Below are 16,173 nucleotides of genomic sequence, written 5' to 3' on the forward strand. Positions count from 1 at the left end.
ATAGCTCATAGACGGAACGACAGGATGCTCGGCTTGTCAGGCGGCCTGTAGAGCTCCCCGAACTCCTTCTTGAAATCGTACACTATCGCGACATACCTCCCTGAGCTTGGGTTTCCGCCGATATCCGACCAAATATAGCAATGGGCGCGGCTTCGTAAGACGCCGCGCCCATTGGCAAACATTATAGCATAGAATCGAACACCTGTTCTATTCCCACTCGATGGTCGCCGGCGGCTTGGACGTGATGTCGTAGCACACGCGGTTGGCGCCGGGAACCTCGGCCACGATGCGGCCCGAGATGCGGGCCAGCACGTCGTAGGGCAGCTTGGCCCAGTCGGCAGTCATGGCATCGCTGGACTCGACAGCGCGAAGGATAATCGGGCGCTGGTAGGTGCGCTCGTCTCCCATGACGCCGACGGACTTGATGTCGGGCAGGACCGCGAAATACTGCCAGCAGCTGTGCTCGGAGTTGCGCTCGCCGGTCTGCTCGAACAGGTGCTCGTTGTAGGCATCGAGCTCCTCGCGCACGATGGCGTCAGCGTTCTTGAGGATCTCGAGCTTCTCCTTGTCGACCGCACCGATAATGCGGATGGCCAGACCCGGGCCCGGGAAGGGCTGGCGGAACACAATGTGACCCGGCAGACCGAGCGCCAGACCAAGCGCGCGGACCTCGTCCTTAAAGAAGTGGTCGAGCGGCTCGATGAGGTCGAAGTGCACGCCCTCGGGGAACGGGATCAGGTTGTGGTGGCTCTTGATGGTGGCTGTCTTGCCGCCCGTCTTGCGAGCGCCAGACTCGATGATGTCGGGGTAGATGGTGCCCTGAGCCAGGTACTTGACCGGCTTGCCATCGGTCTCGAGCTGCTGCGCCACGGCGAAGAACTCTTTCCAGAACTGCGTACCGATGATGCGGCGCTTCTGCTCGGGCTCGGTCACGCCGGCCAAAAGCTCGGCATAGCGGTCCTCGGCGTGGACGTGGATAAAGTCAACGTCGAACTGCTTGGTGAAGACCTCCTCCACCTGCTCGGGCTCGCCCTTGCGCAGCAGACCGTGGTTGATGAACACGCAGGTCATCTGCTTGCCCACGGCACGGGCGCCCAGCGCAGCCACGACGGAGGAGTCGACGCCGCCGGACAGGGCCAGAATCACGCGGTCGTCGCCGACCTTCTCGCGGAACTCGGCCGTCATGGTCTCGGCCAGGTTGTCCATGCTCCAGTTGGGCTCCAGGCCGCAGATTTCAAACAGGAAGTTGCTCAGCAGCTGCTGACCGTACTCGGAATGCTTGACCTCGGGGTGGAACTGCGTGGTGAAGATCTTGCGCTCGACGCACTCCATGGCGGCAACCGGGCACACGTCGGTGCTGGCGGTAACGGTAAAGCCCTCGGGCACCTCGGAGACGGCGTCGCGGTGGCTCATCCACACGGTCTGCTCCATGGGCGTGGAGTTAAAGAGCTGGGCGCCGGCCGTGCGCGTGATGGTGGCGCGGCCGTACTCGCCCACCTCGGAGTGGCCGACCTTGCCGCCGAGCGTCACGGCCGTGATCTGATGGCCGTAGCAAAAGCCCAGGACGGGAAGGCCCAGGTCAAAGATGGCAGGATCGATGGATGGAGCGTCCTCGGCATACACAGAAGCCGGGCCGCCGGAAAGGATGAGCGCGGAGGCGTTCATCTCGCGAATCTCGTCGGCCGAGATGTCGCAGGGGACGATCTCGGAATACACGTTGAGGTCGCGGACGCGACGGGCAATGAGCTGACCGTACTGCGCACCAAAGTCGAGTACGAGGACCTTTGCGGAAGCCTTTTGATCCATGGTTCCCCCTCTTGTTGGCGGGGAGCCGGTGCCCACCCGCGTGAATGAACGAAAATAACTTTCATAGTGTACACGTTATATGGGGTTTCTCGTCCCTCGCAGCCATCAGCGCACGGCAAACGCACGACCTGGGCCCCTATTTGACGGCAATTGAAGTGTTACAAAACGTTACAGATGATGTAATACGTTTGAACATTGGACGCCCTGTGCCACAATACTGCCGAACGATTCTGCCTCTGCGGCGACAAATACGATAGGAATACCAGCATGAAGCGCATCCTTCTCATCGCCACGGGCGGCACCATCGCATCGACCGAGGACGGCAACGGCCTCTCCCCCGCCCTGACCGGTGAGGAGCTCGCCCAGAGCGTCCCCGAGATCTCGGGCCTCTGCGAGCTCGACGTCATGCAGCCCATGAACATCGACAGCACCAATATGCGCCCGAGTGACTGGATGCGTATCCGCGACGTCATCGTCGAGGGTTATGCCGACCACGACGGCTTTGTGGTCCTGCACGGCACCGATACCATGAGCTACACCGCGGCAGCGCTTTCCTATCTGATTCAGGACAGCCCCAAGCCCATCGTGCTCACCGGCTCGCAAAAGCCCATGGGCAACCCCTTTACCGATGCCAAGCTCAATCTGTACCAGAGCCTGCTCTATGCGGTCGACGAGCATTCGCACGATGTCTCAATCGTGTTTGGCGGTGTGGCCATTGCCGGCACGCGCGCCCGCAAGCAGCGCACCATGAGCTTCAACGCGTTCATTAGCGTCAACTATCCGCCCATCGCCTACATCCGAAACGACCGCATCGTGCGCAACGGGCTTCACGGCACGCATCAGAATGAGAGCCCGGTTCGTTTCTACGACAGTATCGACCCGCGCGTGTTTGTCCTTAAGCTCACGCCCGGCGTGAATCCGGGCATTCTCGACGCCCTTGCCGATAGCTACGACGCCGTGATTCTGGAGACCTTTGGCATTGGCGGTATTCCCGAGTTTGGCGAGTCCGGTGAGTCATTCCAGGAGACAATTTTCCGCTGGGTCGATTCGGGCCGCACCGTCGTTATGACAACACAGGTCCCCGAAGAGGGCCTCGACCTGGGCGTTTATGAGGTCGGCCGTGCCTACGCCGACCATCCGGGTATTTTACGCGGCGACGACATGACCACCGAGACGCTCGTGGCCAAAACTATGTGGGCACTCGGCCAGTCACGCGATGCGGCCGAGATTCAGCGCCTGTTCTACAGCCAAGTCAACCACGACCGCGTCCCGATGGCATAGTTCAGTTGTCGACGGGTATCCCCTATTCGATACCCTCGAGAAGTTCTGACACCGTCATGCCGAGTGCGGGCGCGATCTTAAATAGAACCTTGAGCGTGAAATTTGCCGTCCCATCTTCGATTCGGTCGAGGTAGGGTCGGCTGATTCCTGCTGCCACGCAAAAATCGACCTTGGAGATACCAAGGGCCTTGCGCGTCTCTTCGACCCGCCTACCAAGAATCTGTTTCGCACGTTCGTCCATGCAGCCGAGTTTGAAATGGAGCCGAACATAAACGTAAACTATAGTTTACGTTTTTCCGAATACACAGGAGTTTTCTATGTCGGGTTCTTCGGTCCGCATGTACCGAGCCACGCTTCGCACGAACAGCGCGCCGCCCAAGCTCGTCGTCGTTGAAGCAGAATGCTTTTCGCCCGATGAGCGCACAGCATTTGCATTGCTATCGAGTCGCGTCGCCGCCGTTCTGGTCCCTTGCCCGGCGCAAGGTGAACTTGCCATGCAATGCCAAGCGCACGGCTGCTCGCTCAATCAGGCTGCCGTAATCGCAACCAGCCAACGCGGCCTGCCGCTCCTTTTAGAAGCCGGCATAGCGCTCGCCCTTCGCGGCGCCGGATACGAAAACGAGGCCGCCGCCGATGTGGTCTTTCAACCACGATCGAGCGGCGGCCTCGCAGCGGCCATCGAATATGCTTGCAGGCTCGCTGCCTAAAGGGGCGAGCTAAAAGCCCAGACCAAAGCCCGTGCCGGTAATCGCTGAATACATAAAGTAGACGTTGATCACATTTAGGAACACGCCTGTGATGCAGCCGTTGCGCAGGTAGCGCTCGCACACGATGCGCGCCATGGCGGCGGAGTCATCATTGTTTTTAGCCTGGCGTCCCGCCGTAAAGTACGTCGCCGCGCCGAGTAGCAGATTGAGCACCGGCAACGCCAGCAACTCGTAGCTCTTGCCCCAACGCGTCACCTCGCCGGCTGCGTTAAATTTCGTTGCCACCTCGGGACCAATGTTGGGGATCACAAACGTCGCGACCACTAGCGGAAGCACCGCAAGCACCAGCAGCGCGATGCCCATGTAGCCGGCTTTTTTTCCAAATTTGAACATGTGCGCCGTCCTTACACGTTAAAGCGGAAATGCACGACGTCGCCATCGGCCATGACATACTCTTTGCCCTCGATGCGCAGCTTACCGGCAGCCTTGGCGCCCTGCTCGCCACCGAGCTCGATGTAGTCGTTGTAGCCAATGACCTCGGCCTTAATAAAGCCGCGCTCAAAGTCGGTGTGGATGACGCCGGCGGCCTGCGGGGCGGTCGCGCCCTGGCGAACCGTCCAGGCCTTGACCTCCATCTCGCCGGCCGTAAAGAACGACTGCAGGCCGAGCAGCTTGTAGGCAGCCTGAGCGAGCACGTCCAGGCCGGGCTGCTCCAGGCCCAGGCTCTCCAGATAATCGGCGGCGTCCTCGGGGTCGAGCTCGGAAAGCTCGGCCTCGATCTTGGCACAGATGGGCAGCGGCTTAACACCATCGATGGGCGCCAGGTCTTCGCTGAGCATATCCTCGTCCACGTTGGCCACATACAGGATGGGCTTCATGGTGAGCAGGAACAAGCCCTTGGCGGCGGCACGCTCCTCGTCGGTCATCTCCATGGATGCGGCGCGCTTGCCCTCGTTGAGCCAGGCGAGTAGGCGCTTGGCGACCTCGAACTTGGGCATGAGTTCCTTGTCGCGCTTGGCCTCCTTCTCGAGCTTGGGCAGCTGCTTCTCGAGCGTGCCCATGTCGGCCAAGATGAGCTCGGTCATGATAGTGTCGGCATCGCCGGCGGGATCGACGAACTCGCCCGTGCGGCCCACCTCGCGCATGACGTTGGGGTCCTTAAAGTAGCGCACGACCTCACAGATGGCGTCGGTCTCGCGAATGTTGGCCAGGAACTGGTTGCCCAGACCCTCGCCCTCGTTGGCGCCCTTCACCAGGCCCGCGATGTCGACGAACTCGACCGTCGCCGGCACAATGCGGCCCGGGTTGACGATGTCGGCGAGCTTTTGCAGGCGGTTATCGGGCACGTCGACGATGCCCACGTTGGGGTCGATCGTGGCAAACGGGTAGTTGGCGGCAAGGCCGGTCTTTTTGGTAAGCGCGGTGAACAGCGTCGACTTGCCCACGTTGGGCAGGCCCACGATACCGATGGAAAGGGACACGACAGCTCCTTTTGGTACAGGTACTTCAAACTGCATAAGTATAGCGCCGCCGCAGCATCCGGGCGAATCCGGACACCGCGGCGGCGCAAATGAAGCAGAGATTGGGGACGCTGGCTAGTCCGCGAGTTTCTCCACCTGGTCGAGCATCTTGCCAAGCTTGGCCTTTGCCTCAGCCTTGACCTTCTCGGCCTCTTCATGAGCCTTCGCCTTCTGAGCGGCCTTTTCCTCGGCCTCGGGGTCGACAACGACCAGATTGGACGCATCGTGCTCGACCAACTTGAGCGCATGCTCGGGACACACCTTGACACAGGCGCCGCAACCTAGGCAATACGTGGATTCCAGTGCAAAGCGACCGCTTCCCACCAAATCACAGGCAAACGTGGGGCACACGTTGACGCACTCGCCGCACGACGTGCACTTGTCAAAATCGCACTCAGGCGTGCTCACCATCATGTTCTGGGCAAGCTCGGGGTGGTTTTGAAGCGTTGAGAGCACCAGCTGCCGCCCATGGGTGAGCGAACGGCGACGCTTGGCCGTCGTGGTGCCGCACATGGTGTTGAGCGTACGCTCGAGCTGCGTGATCTGGTGACGGTGGGCCTTCAACTTCTGCGTCACCGAGGCCAGCGCCGCCGTCGCCGGATTGAGCTTGGTCACTGTCAGGCCCGTCGTGCGGGCGATCTTTTCCATGTACTCCTTGCGCTCGTACTCGCGAAGCTTATGGCACTTGAGGCTCTTGGGGTCGACCTCCAAGCCCATACCCGTGCCAGACCACTCCTCGGCCTTCGCAATCGCCTCGCCCAGAATGTCCTCACCACCGGTGTTGCGGCACTTATCGCACACGCCCAGCGGCAGGTAGACGCTCACGTTGGGATAGTCGGCCAGCACCGAGAACCATGTCTCGGCCGTAATATCTCCCACGCAGGCAACGACGACCTCGTTTTCGCGCGGCATGCGCTTGAGGGCGCGCGTGCAGGTGACGTAAGCGGTCTCGTGGCTCGTAGCAGCAGAGACAATGTTGTCATACAGGTTTTTAGGCGCCAGGCGCGGCGAGATGATCGCCTCGGTCGGGCAGGCAGCGGCGCACAGGCCGCACTTGCGACAGGAGTCGAGGATCTCAATGGCGTCTTCTTCGACCTCGATAGCGTTGACCGGGCACACGTCCATGCACGCGGTGCAGCCGCTCTTTTCGTTTTTGCAGGTCAGACACGGAATGGTGTTGCCGCGCGGGCGCTCCTTGTAGTCGGCAGGATTCCACTGCGGCGCCGACGGATCGAGTGCATCGGTCACGCCGCCGAGCGGGTTTTTAAGAAAGTCGAAACCCTTGCTGATCTCGATAATGTCATCAAACAGATCGTGTTCCTGCGCCATGCGCGGCCCCTCCCTGAGCAGTGCAAACAAGCAAGAGTTAATGATACGCTATCGGCCCACGCCTCGGGCAAATTACACGCGGAGCACCTTTGCGGCAAATAGCCCATGGCCTATCGCCGCCTCGATTGCACAAGGTCAATCAAGCGCCAAACTATGCCTCGCGCATGAGCTCAACGAGCTTTTGCCTGGTCACCCTTGTCTGCTCGTTGGCTATATTGCGTTCGTTTCTAAAGGCCGCATCCGCAACGCTCATCAGGTCGGCATCGGAAATCTCGCCAAGGCCCAGCTCCGCGAGCGTCGTCGGCAGGCCGACGCGCTGGCAAAACTCGAGCACCTGATCAAGCTCGGGCGCACGCTCCAGGCGCAGCTGCACCACCAGACCAAACGCTACGGCCTCACCATGCATGGCCTTGCACTCGGGCAGAATCGTCAGACCGTTGGCGATGGCATGCGCCAACGCCAAGCCACCGCTCTCAAAGCCGACGCCCGAGAGCAGAATATTGCACTCGATCAGGCGCTCAACCGCCGGCGATATACGCCCCTTTTTGAGATCGCGCTTGGCAGCGACGCCGCACTCCATGAGTGTGTCATAGCAGGCACGAGCCGCAACCAAGGCCAAGTGCCCCGGCGCGCCACCGTGCTCGTTGGCGCCATGTGCCGCGGCGCACGAACGCGCCTCGAAGTACGTTGCCAGCGCGTCGCCCATACCGGCAACCGTCATACGCAGCGGGGCTGCCGCGACCACGTTGGTATCGACCACGACCAGGTCAGGGTTCTTCTCGAGCATCAGGTAGCGGTCGAACGACCCGTCCTCGTGATACAGCACCGAGATCGCGCTGCACGGACCGTCCATCGAAGCCGCCGTGGGGCACACGCACAACGGCAGCTCAGCATAAAACGCAACGGCCTTGGCGATATCGAGCATCTTGCCGCCACCGATACCCACCACCATGTCGCAATACTCGGCCTGGGCTTCCTTAGCCATTTCGACAACGGCCTCTTCCGTACACGGACCGTCATAGATCTTAAAGAACGGCTCGCTTAGATTTTCGTCCAGAAATCCATCGACGATCTGCTTGCACAGCCGATCCTCGGTGCCCTGGTCAAACAAGACATAGGCAGCGCAGCCCAACCATGACAAATACCTGCCCTGACGCGAAAGTTCGCCCGGCCCTTGAACATACTGGCCGGGACCGCCATAAACCATAGGAAGCGCCATACGAGAATCCGCCCTTTCACTCACTCGACATTGGTGCAAACTAACCCGATCCCCTTGCACCAACTTGGTGCGATGGGGATAGGTTAGTTTGCACCATAGCAAAAGGGGACAAAGTCATCTGCTGGCTTTGCCCCCTTCCTTAGCTTGATTTACTCATCCATAAGGTAGTAGTGGCCCAGCGCGTCGGCGCCCAGGATGGCGTTTGCGACTATCTCGGGCGTCACCTCAAACGGCATGTTGCACATGGTGTCCTCGGGCGCGCACGCGGCCTCGGCAACAATCATGGCCTGCTCGCGCGTCACCTCGGCAACACCAAGCTCCTTCATCGTGACCGGCAGGCCCAGCTCAATGCAGAACCCCAAGACTTCCTCGAGTTTCTCAGTCGGGGCATCCTCGAGTACCAGCTGGACGATGGTGCCGAAGGCGACCTTCTCACCGTGATACATGCCATGGCACTCGGGCAGCATCGTCAGACCATTGTGGATGGCATGAGCAGCAGCAAGGCCCGAGCTCTCAAAGCCAATGCCCGAAAGCAGCGTATTGGCCTCGATGATATGCTCGACGGCAGGCGTGAGCGCACCCTTCTCCAGCGCGACCTTGGCCTTGACGCCATCGGCCATAAGCGTCTCGTAGCAGAGCTTGGCGAGCGCCAGGCCGGCCATGCCGCCCTTGCCGCCAGCGCAGGTGCCACCGTCGGCATCATGCGTCGCCTGGGCCTCAAAGTAAGTTGCGAGCGCATCGCCCATACCGGAAACCGTCAGGCGCACCGGGCTCGCCGCGATAACCGTCGTATCCATCAGGACAATGTTGGGGTTTGCCTTAAGGAAGAGATATTTATCGAACTGGCCGTCGTCGGTGTAGAGCACCGAAAGCGCCGAACACGGGGCATCGGTCGAAGCAATGGTGGGGCAAATGATAACCGGGGACTCCAGGTAGTAGGCGACGGCCTTCGCGGTATCGAGGATCTTGCCGCCGCCGACGCCGACGATGATGTCGCAGCCGTTGTCGCGAGCGAGCGCCACCAAACGGTCGACCTCGCCCTTGGAGCACTCGCCGTTAAAGTCCTCAAACAGCAGCTCGGCCTTGGCCTCGGCAAAGCCGCCCTCGATCTTGGCGCCGACGCGCTTCTTGCCCGAAGGCGTCACGATGACGAGGGCCTTAGCGCCGAGTGGCTCGACATAGGAGCCGAGCTTGGCCAGCTCGTCCGGGCCCTGGATGTACTTGCTGGGGCTATTGAAGATTGCAGCCATGTTTATCCCATCCTCTAATAATTAAAAAGAAAGGGGCTCCGTACGGATACGTGCGGAGCCCCTCCTTACGATAACAAGAGTCGATTAGAAATCGATGTCGGTGTCGTAGTAGCAGGCCTTGAGGATCTTCTCGAAGTCGGCAGCCTTGGTCTCACGCGGGTTCTCGGGCGTGCAGGCGTCGGTCTCGGCGTTCGCGGCGATCTCGGGCAGCTTGGCGAGGAACTCCTCCTCGGAAACCATCTGCGGGTTCTCGGCGTCGACCTTCACGCCGCCGTTGGCGTAGTCCTTGATGGACTGCGGAATGTTGAGCTGATCGTTGAGGTCGCGAATCTTCTGGACGAGCGCGGCGATGAGCTCCTCGTTGGTCTCGCCGGGAAGGTGCAGGATCTCCTTGGCCACGTAAGCGTAACGCTCGGCAGCACGCGGGTCCTTGGAGTTCCACTGGATGACCTTGCCCAGGTACATGGCGTTGGCTGCACCGTGGATGATGTGGCCGTTCTCGAAGGCAGCACCGGTCTTGTGAGCCATAGAGTGAACGATGCCCAGCAGGCCCGAGGAGAAGGCGATACCGGCGATGCACTGAGCCTCATGCATGTGCTGACGGGCCTCATGGTCGCCAGCATAGGACTTGGGCAGCCACTCGACGATCTCGCGGATGCCGTGCAGAGCGTTGGCGTCGGTGAACATAGAGGCGAAGGTGGAAACGTAGGCCTCCATGCAGTGGGTCAGAGCATCCATGCCGGTGTGAGCGCACAGCTTGGCGGGCATGGTGTAGGTGAGCTCGGGGTCGACGATGGCGACATCAGGGGTGATGTTGAAGTCGGCCAGCGGGTACTTGATGCCCTTGGCGTAGTCGGTAATGACGGAGAAGGCAGTGACCTCGGTAGCGGTGCCGGAGGTAGAGGAGATGGCGCAGAAATGAGCCTTCTGACGCAGCTCGGGGAAGCTGAACGGCTGGATGATGTTATCGAAGGACTCCTCGGGATACTCGTAGAAGACCCACATGGCCTTAGCGGCATCGATGGGCGAGCCGCCGCCGATAGCAACGATCCAGTCGGGCTCGAAGTCCCGCATGGCGGCTGCGCCCTTCATGACGGTCTCGATGGAGGGATCGGACTCGACGCCCTCGAAAAGCTGAACCTCCATGCCGGCCTCTTTGAGGTCGGCCTCAACATCCTGCAAGAACCCGCCGCGGCGCATAGAGCTGCCGCCAGAAACGATGATGGCCTTCTTGCCCTTGAGGTTCTTCACCTCGTGGCGAGCTCCCTCACCAAAGTACAGATCGCGAGGATTGGTAAAACGTCCCATGCTGTGCCTCCTAAACAAGCCCCTCTTAGACTTGCGTATATAACGGAGCACCCGATTGGCTCCGTTAGGACCGTTTTGCGCGTTGTCGGCGATGACAATGCGCGATGTCTAAACGTCTCAACGCTCAGACAAACACTATTTTACCGTTCGAGTTGGTCAGTTATTCACCTAAAGCCGCCAATGATGAAACGTTTTTTCTATCCTTGGAACCTCTTGCATTGCGGTCATTGCCCCAAGCTGGGCAAACGTTTTATCAAGGTTGACCATATGCCTCAGGCGGCATCGCGACGCTCCAAAACGTAAACCGTTCGCCGCCCAAAATCGACCGCTTACGGCACCGCGATACGAGTCGTATGGCCAGCGTGCAGACACCTGTCTAACAACCGCCTTCGTGGTGCAACAGTGCATGTCCGAGCGCGGCTCCCCCGGCACGTCACATGCGGGTAAACTAGGACGTTATATAGAGACGTTTGAACCCTAACCGCAGCAAAGGAGGCCCCATGGCATTCGATCCCATTCAAGAGGATTGCCATCGCCTCGTTCTTGAGGCCTTGCGCCGCGACAATATCCCACTCACCGACGGCCCCGCCGTAGAGCGTCTGTTGGATCAATTCACCCGCAACCCCGCACCGCTCATCGTGCACGACCGCGACCGCGCCGGACATCTGATTGCCAAAGTAGTCGAGACCGTCGACTACCGCATTCCCTTTATCCCTGACGATACCCAGGCCGAGCAAGAAGAGACCGCTGCCGAGAACATGCTCCGCGAGGCGGCCGCACTCGATCCGGCCAACTGGGATGCCCAGCGCATGCTGACGGCGCTCACCGCCGAATCCAACGAGGAATACGTGCAGTATCTGGTGTCCAAGTGCGACGAAGTGGAGCACGATCTGGCGCTCAAGATTGCCTCGGCGCAGGACCCCTACGAGCGTGAGGCCGCAGGCGACCTGGCCCGCCGCCCCTACCTGCGCTGGCTTGCCGCCTTGGCGTCGCGCGCCCTCATTAGCGGCCGCTATCGCATGTCGCTCGAAGCCGCAAACCGCAGCCTCGACTTTGCCCCCAACGATCCCGCCGGCATTCGCCACACCGCGATGCTCGCCATGGCAAAGCTCGAATACCCCGCCGAGGAGCTCAAGCGCTTTCGCTCTGCCCACTCCGTACCCTATCTTGCCAACACGCCGCTGCGCCGCCGCCCCAAGGATGCGGAGCGCGACTTGGACCCGTGGACGCTCATTGCGCTGATGAGCGCTGCCTGGCGCGAGTTGGACTACGAAGGCGCCGAGCACTACCTGCGTATCCTCGCGCGCTCGTGCCCGCACGCAGCCGAGGCACTTTACTTCCAAACCGAGTTTCCCGATGGCGTCTATGCCCGCGTCAACGTAGGTCCGGGCTCTACCGATGAGCTTGTCCTTGCGCTGTCCGAGGCGACACCGGTGCTGCAGGAGGGCCTGGGTGCCCCCGACAACGCCAGCTTTGCCGCCTGGGTCGCCACCAACGATATCGTGCGTTCCCAGATCGACGAGCGCATCCTGCACGCGGCCGAGCAGGGCTTGCCGTTTAAGGGAGGAGACCTCTAATGGATCCGAGCGTCTACATCCCCGCCTACCTGGAGCGCACCTATCTGGCATCGCACCCCGAGCTCACCGATGCGGCACGCGAGCTTGTCCATAACGACATGAGCGCGAATCCCCAAAAGTATGCGCAGTCCGATCATGCCCAGGCGCTGCTGTCCTATGCCGGTGTTCATCGCCACCTGCTCGACGAGCTCCATCGCATCGAGGACATGGGCAGCGACGAGGAGTTTGAGCAGACGCGCAATCGCCTGTTCGACGACATGCGCGACGAACTGCTCAAGATTGTTCGCGTCGATGCGCTGGCCGTCGATGCCCAGTTGCTCGCCATCATTTTGGCGGACACGCCCGTCGATGCCTGCCTGGGCGACCTGATGAAGCTCGAGGCGAGCACGACCGACTACCTGCAACAGAGCATGCCCGGGTTTGATATGGAGGCCCCACACTACTGGGCCAATAGTGTTTTAGTCGACGGTATCACCGCAGCAGACCTTACCGTGAGCGAGCCGGCGCTTATCGGGTGGCTCCACACGCTCGAGGCCATCTCGCAGCTGTGCATGGCGAGCGCTCGCTACCGTGCTGCCGCCAACTATTCTCACCGCGTTCTTAAGGCGGAAGGCTATCCCACCCGAGCCGCAGGCACCGTGCTGCTCGCCCTCGCCCGCCTGGAGGATCAGGATGGTTTTTTTGCCCTGGCCCACCAGCTCGAGGAACAGATGGGGGCCGATGCCCTCGAGAACTCCCCCTGGTACCTGCTCGCCCGCACGATCTTGCTGTTCAAAACGAACAAGATGCGCCCGGCGACACGCGCGCTACGCGAGTTTGCCAACCGCTGCGAGGGCGGTGCATTCTTCTTGCTGAACCCCATGTACCAGACGCCGTATCTCCCCTGTCGACCCGAGCCGCGCGACCCTTGGGACCTTTCGCACCAGGCCGTTTGGGAAGCCGACGGCATCATCTCGGATACCCCCGACTTTGCCCCCTGGGCCAATGCCTGCGAAGACGTTTCGCAGCTTGCCCAGGAGTTTGCGCGCCGCTACGGCTTTTAGCGACGCGATCGCCCCGACTATGCCATCTACGTTAGGAACGGCTTCATGAATCTCCGCTCATCTCTCGCCTGCACCTCGAGCGATATCGCCCGCTGGGGGCTGCGCTCCGTCCTTAAGCGCCAGGGCGGCGTGCTTCCCGGCCGCATCGCCATGAAGATCGACCCCGAGCTGCTAAGCGACCTCGCCGGCCTGGTCGACCTCAGCGTGGTGATCACCGGTACTAATGGCAAGACCACCACCTCCAACCTCATCGCCGACGCCGTTGCCGCCAGCGGTGCCACTGTGGTATGCAACCGTGCCGGCAACAATATGGAGCCTGGTGTGGTGGGTGCTCTGCTCGAGGCCCGCGACGGCCTTAAGCACACCAGCAGCGGCAAGCGCGTGGGCGTTTTTGAGTGCGATGAGCTTTACACCGTACGCGTTCTGCCCAAGCTCAAGCCGACGTACTTTGTGCTGCTCAACCTGTTCCGCGACCAGCTAGACCGCTACGGCGAGATCGACCATACCCAAGACGTCATCGCCCATGCGTTAGAGCTCTCGCCGACAACAACGCTCATCTACAACGCCGACGACCCGTTGTGCGCCTCGATTGCCGCGCGCGTTCCCAACGCGAGCATTGCCTTTGGCATCGACGGCGCCACGGGCACCGAGTCCGATCGCATTAGCGACTCGCGTTTTTGCTCTCAGTGCAACGCGCCGCTGGAGTACGACTATGTGCAGTACGGACAGCTTGGCGCATACCATTGCCCCTCGTGCGGCTGGGCACGCCCTGGGCTTGTCCGTCGCGTGACGGGCGTGAAGCTCGGCTGCGACGGCTATGGCTTTGACCTGGTCTTTGGATCTGCGCCCGACGCGGCTGCCGTACACATCGCCACACGCTACAACGGACTGTATATGGTCTACAACGTAGCCGCGGCCTTCTTCGCCGCCCACGAGCTGGGCGTGAACACCGCACGCCTGCAGCCCACGCTCGACGCCTACGTGCCAGCAGGTGGTCGCATGGGCCGTTGGAATATCGCCGGCCGAACCGTCGAGGCCAACCTGGCCAAGAATCCCGTAGGCTTCGATCGACAAATCCAGTCCATCAAGACGGCAGGTGGCAGACTCTGCGCTTTCTTCCTCAACGACAACGACGCCGACGGCCACGATGTCTCGTGGATCTACGATGTCGACTTCGAGCGCATCGCCGACACGCCGGGTCTTGTCGCCTTTGCCGGAGGTACGCGTGCGCACGACATGCAGGTACGCCTCAAGTACGCCGGCATCGATGCCGCGATTATCTCGGACGTCGCGCAGGCAATTGGCGCCGTGGCAGACGAGGCTGCTGGCGACACTTTCTACGCCGTCGCTAACTACACGGCCTTTCCTCCGCTGGTCAAGGAGCTCGACGGGCTTAAGGGTACCGATGCGGCCACGGTTGCTGCCCGCGCCGTAGCCCGTGCCGACGGCAGCGCTCTTCCTGTCGGCATCGCGCCAGTCGAGCTTTCGCGCCCGCTGCGCATCGTCTATCTGTACCCCGATGCCCTTAACCTCTACGGCGACGGCGGCAATGTCATCGCCCTCGAGCGCCGTTGCGCCTGGCGTGGCATTCCCGCGCGTGTAGACGAGGTCCGTATGGGCGAAACGCTTGATTTGACCGATGCCGATATCGTCATGATGGGCGGCGGCTCCGACCGCGACCAGCTAGCCGTGGCGCACGAGCTGCTCGCTCAAAAAGACAAGGTCGCGGCCTATGTTGAGGATGGCGGCTCGCTGCTTGCCATCTGTGGCAGCTATCAGCTGCTCGGCCGTTCGTACTATATGGGCGAGGATCGCATCGAGGGCCTGGGGGTCATTGCCGCCGAAACCGTACGCGGCTCCGACCGTCTGATCGGCAATGTAGCCGTCAAAACCGATCTGGCACCTGAGCCCTTTGTGGGATTCGAGAACCACGGCGGCCGCACTCTGCTCGACGCAGACGCCACGCCACTCGGAACGTCCGTCGTCACGGGCACCGGCAACAACGGCGACGATGGCTTTGAGGGTCTCATCTACAAGGGCGTCATCGGCACCTACCTGCACGGGCCGGCACTGCCTAAAAACCCCGAGCTCGCTGACTGGCTCATTACCCACGCCCTCGATCGCCGCGGCGATGCCCAGGCCACAGCCCTGCTGCCGCTCAAATCCCTCGACGACACCTACGAGCACGCCGCCCACGACGCCGCGATGAAGCTCCTCCCCTAACGCCCCGCCACCACAAAGGGACAGGCGCCTTTGTGGTGGTTTTAACCCGCCACGGTAGTTTGTCTCGATCTGTAACAGGTAGAGCCGATTTGCCCGCCCAGATGTTACAGATTGAGATATTTGCAAATCGGAATAGAAGCCTACTCCTTTGTGGTGGTTTTTCAATCTGCCAACGATATGCGAACAGATAAAAAAGTCTGCTATACTCTTTCCCGCTGTCCCCATCGTCTAGCGGCCAAGGACGCCACCCTTTCAAGGTGGATATCGCGGGTTCGAATCCCGCTGGGGGCACCATTTAAATAAAGAAGCCCGTTACCCCCGCGGTGACGGGCTTTTTGCTACCCATGCGCCGGGATTCGAACCCGACAGGGTGCGAAGCTGAGGAAACGCGCAAGCGTTTCCCAGCGCAGCACGCAAGGAGCGAAGCGACGCAGCGAAGGCGGGCGGCGCCAGCCGCACGCGGATATCCCGCTGGGGGCACCATTTAAATTAAGCAGCCCGTTAGCCCCGCGATGACGGGCTTTTTGCTACCCATGCGCCGGGATTCGAACCCGACAGGGTGCGGATCCCGGCATCATCGCAAGGCCTGTGGGCAAAAAACAGCAAATATGAGTACTGTTACCATTTTAGTAACAGCGATTTCATGCCTTCAGAAGGCGATTTAGACGTCAGGCATCCTACGGCGGAAGAATTGCAGACGTTTATCAGCGTTTATCAGCTAAGTACTTGGACATATGTTGCGTAACACTGCACATTTTGCAAATTTCTAATGCTACAGGAGTTGTGCCAGTACTCATATTTGACGTTTTTTGCCCACAACCCTTTAGACCTAGGCAAATCGGCGGCAAAACGGACTTCAAAGCTTCCTTCGCAAACAAAACCGGGGCCCGCATGACGCGGACCCCGGCTC

General features: G+C 60.8%; 13 protein-coding genes and 1 tRNA gene. 6 read left to right on the forward strand and 8 right to left on the reverse strand.

Going from position 1 to position 16,173, the window contains the following annotated elements; translation table 11 throughout:
• Positions 1 to 207 precede the first annotated feature (207 nt).
• Complete coding sequence (guaA, locus tag SFLMC1_RS08755) at positions 208 to 1,806, reverse strand: glutamine-hydrolyzing GMP synthase (RefSeq protein ID WP_152074694.1); 1,599 nt, start codon at positions 1,804 to 1,806, stop codon at positions 208 to 210.
• A 267-nt stretch (positions 1,807 to 2,073) separates the two neighbouring features.
• Here guaA and SFLMC1_RS08760 point away from each other — a divergent pair, with 267 nt between their 5' ends.
• Positions 2,074 to 3,087, forward strand: a complete 1,014-nt coding sequence (locus tag SFLMC1_RS08760; protein WP_152074695.1) for an asparaginase — start codon at positions 2,074 to 2,076, stop codon at positions 3,085 to 3,087.
• A gap of 22 nt (positions 3,088 to 3,109) precedes the next feature.
• Here SFLMC1_RS08760 and SFLMC1_RS08765 read toward each other — a convergent pair whose 3' ends face one another.
• Positions 3,110 to 3,328: a helix-turn-helix domain-containing protein gene (locus SFLMC1_RS08765; protein WP_117848081.1), complete on the reverse strand. Its 219-nt coding sequence runs from the start codon at positions 3,326 to 3,328 to the stop codon at positions 3,110 to 3,112.
• Between the two features lie 76 nt (positions 3,329 to 3,404).
• Between SFLMC1_RS08765 and SFLMC1_RS08770 the strand changes: the two genes are divergently transcribed.
• Positions 3,405 to 3,794, forward strand: a complete 390-nt coding sequence (locus SFLMC1_RS08770) for a hypothetical protein (RefSeq protein ID WP_152074696.1) — start codon at positions 3,405 to 3,407, stop codon at positions 3,792 to 3,794.
• Positions 3,795 to 3,803: 9 nt separating this feature from the next.
• Here SFLMC1_RS08770 and SFLMC1_RS08775 read toward each other — a convergent pair whose 3' ends face one another.
• From SFLMC1_RS08775 to SFLMC1_RS08800, 6 genes are all read right to left on the reverse strand, one after another.
• Positions 3,804 to 4,187: a DUF1648 domain-containing protein gene (locus SFLMC1_RS08775; protein ID WP_152074697.1), complete on the reverse strand. Its 384-nt coding sequence runs from the start codon at positions 4,185 to 4,187 to the stop codon at positions 3,804 to 3,806.
• Positions 4,188 to 4,198: 11 nt separating this feature from the next.
• Complete coding sequence (gene ychF, locus SFLMC1_RS08780; RefSeq protein WP_152074698.1) at positions 4,199 to 5,275, reverse strand: redox-regulated ATPase YchF; 1,077 nt, start codon at positions 5,273 to 5,275, stop codon at positions 4,199 to 4,201.
• Positions 5,276 to 5,389: 114 nt separating this feature from the next.
• On the reverse strand, positions 5,390 to 6,643 hold the full coding sequence (locus tag SFLMC1_RS08785) for a 4Fe-4S binding protein (RefSeq protein WP_152074699.1): 1,254 nt from the start codon (positions 6,641 to 6,643) through the stop codon (positions 5,390 to 5,392).
• 151 nt (positions 6,644 to 6,794) lie between these two features.
• Positions 6,795 to 7,862 carry a glycerol dehydrogenase gene (locus SFLMC1_RS08790; protein ID WP_152074700.1) on the reverse strand — a complete coding sequence of 356 codons (1,068 nt, stop codon included), beginning with the start codon at positions 7,860 to 7,862 and terminating at the stop codon, positions 6,795 to 6,797.
• A gap of 149 nt (positions 7,863 to 8,011) precedes the next feature.
• Positions 8,012 to 9,112 (reverse strand): glycerol dehydrogenase, encoded by a 1,101-nt coding sequence (locus SFLMC1_RS08795; RefSeq protein WP_152074701.1) that lies wholly within the window; start codon positions 9,110 to 9,112, stop codon positions 8,012 to 8,014.
• Positions 9,113 to 9,196: 84 nt separating this feature from the next.
• The gene (locus SFLMC1_RS08800; protein WP_152074702.1) at positions 9,197 to 10,420 is read right to left on the reverse strand and encodes an iron-containing alcohol dehydrogenase; all 1,224 of its coding nucleotides are present in this window, start codon (positions 10,418 to 10,420) and stop codon (positions 9,197 to 9,199) included.
• Positions 10,421 to 10,920: 500 nt separating this feature from the next.
• Between SFLMC1_RS08800 and SFLMC1_RS08805 the strand changes: the two genes are divergently transcribed.
• The 4 genes from SFLMC1_RS08805 to SFLMC1_RS08820 all read left to right on the forward strand — a co-directional run bounded on the left by SFLMC1_RS08805 (position 10,921) and on the right by SFLMC1_RS08820 (position 15,557).
• The gene (locus tag SFLMC1_RS08805) at positions 10,921 to 11,997 is read left to right on the forward strand and encodes a hypothetical protein (RefSeq protein ID WP_152074703.1); all 1,077 of its coding nucleotides are present in this window, start codon (positions 10,921 to 10,923) and stop codon (positions 11,995 to 11,997) included.
• Entirely contained in the window at positions 11,997 to 13,040 is a 1,044-nt protein-coding gene (locus SFLMC1_RS08810) for a hypothetical protein (protein WP_152074704.1), read from the forward strand. Before SFLMC1_RS08805 ends, SFLMC1_RS08810 begins: the two co-directional genes overlap by 1 nt.
• 45 nt (positions 13,041 to 13,085) lie before the next feature.
• Positions 13,086 to 15,263 carry a MurT ligase domain-containing protein gene (locus tag SFLMC1_RS08815; protein ID WP_222838065.1) on the forward strand — a complete coding sequence of 726 codons (2,178 nt, stop codon included), beginning with the start codon at positions 13,086 to 13,088 and terminating at the stop codon, positions 15,261 to 15,263.
• 217 nt (positions 15,264 to 15,480) lie between these two features.
• A tRNA-Glu gene (locus tag SFLMC1_RS08820) sits at positions 15,481 to 15,557 on the forward strand.
• Positions 15,558 to 16,173 lie beyond the last annotated feature (616 nt).

Source organism: Collinsella aerofaciens, from assembly GCF_901212495.1.
Lineage (GTDB): Bacteria > Actinomycetota > Coriobacteriia > Coriobacteriales > Coriobacteriaceae > Collinsella > Collinsella aerofaciens_H.

What these genes read in the sequence shown, in the direction of transcription:
- guaA (WP_152074694.1), bottom strand. Translation starts at nt 1,806, where the DNA reads ATGGATCAAAAGGCTTCCGCAAAGGTCCTCGTACTCGACTTTGGTGCG.
- SFLMC1_RS08760 (WP_152074695.1), top strand. Translation starts at nt 2,074, where the DNA reads ATGAAGCGCATCCTTCTCATCGCCACGGGCGGCACCATCGCATCGACC.
- SFLMC1_RS08765 (WP_117848081.1), bottom strand. Translation starts at nt 3,328, where the DNA reads ATGGACGAACGTGCGAAACAGATTCTTGGTAGGCGGGTCGAAGAGACG.
- SFLMC1_RS08770 (WP_152074696.1), top strand. Translation starts at nt 3,405, where the DNA reads ATGTCGGGTTCTTCGGTCCGCATGTACCGAGCCACGCTTCGCACGAAC.
- SFLMC1_RS08775 (WP_152074697.1), bottom strand. Translation starts at nt 4,187, where the DNA reads ATGTTCAAATTTGGAAAAAAAGCCGGCTACATGGGCATCGCGCTGCTG.
- SFLMC1_RS08785 (WP_152074699.1), bottom strand. Translation starts at nt 6,643, where the DNA reads ATGGCGCAGGAACACGATCTGTTTGATGACATTATCGAGATCAGCAAG.
- SFLMC1_RS08790 (WP_152074700.1), bottom strand. Translation starts at nt 7,862, where the DNA reads ATGGCGCTTCCTATGGTTTATGGCGGTCCCGGCCAGTATGTTCAAGGG.
- SFLMC1_RS08795 (WP_152074701.1), bottom strand. Translation starts at nt 9,112, where the DNA reads ATGGCTGCAATCTTCAATAGCCCCAGCAAGTACATCCAGGGCCCGGAC.
- SFLMC1_RS08800 (WP_152074702.1), bottom strand. Translation starts at nt 10,420, where the DNA reads ATGGGACGTTTTACCAATCCTCGCGATCTGTACTTTGGTGAGGGAGCT.
- SFLMC1_RS08805 (WP_152074703.1), top strand. Translation starts at nt 10,921, where the DNA reads ATGGCATTCGATCCCATTCAAGAGGATTGCCATCGCCTCGTTCTTGAG.
- SFLMC1_RS08810 (WP_152074704.1), top strand. Translation starts at nt 11,997, where the DNA reads ATGGATCCGAGCGTCTACATCCCCGCCTACCTGGAGCGCACCTATCTG.
- SFLMC1_RS08815 (WP_222838065.1), top strand. Translation starts at nt 13,086, where the DNA reads ATGAATCTCCGCTCATCTCTCGCCTGCACCTCGAGCGATATCGCCCGC.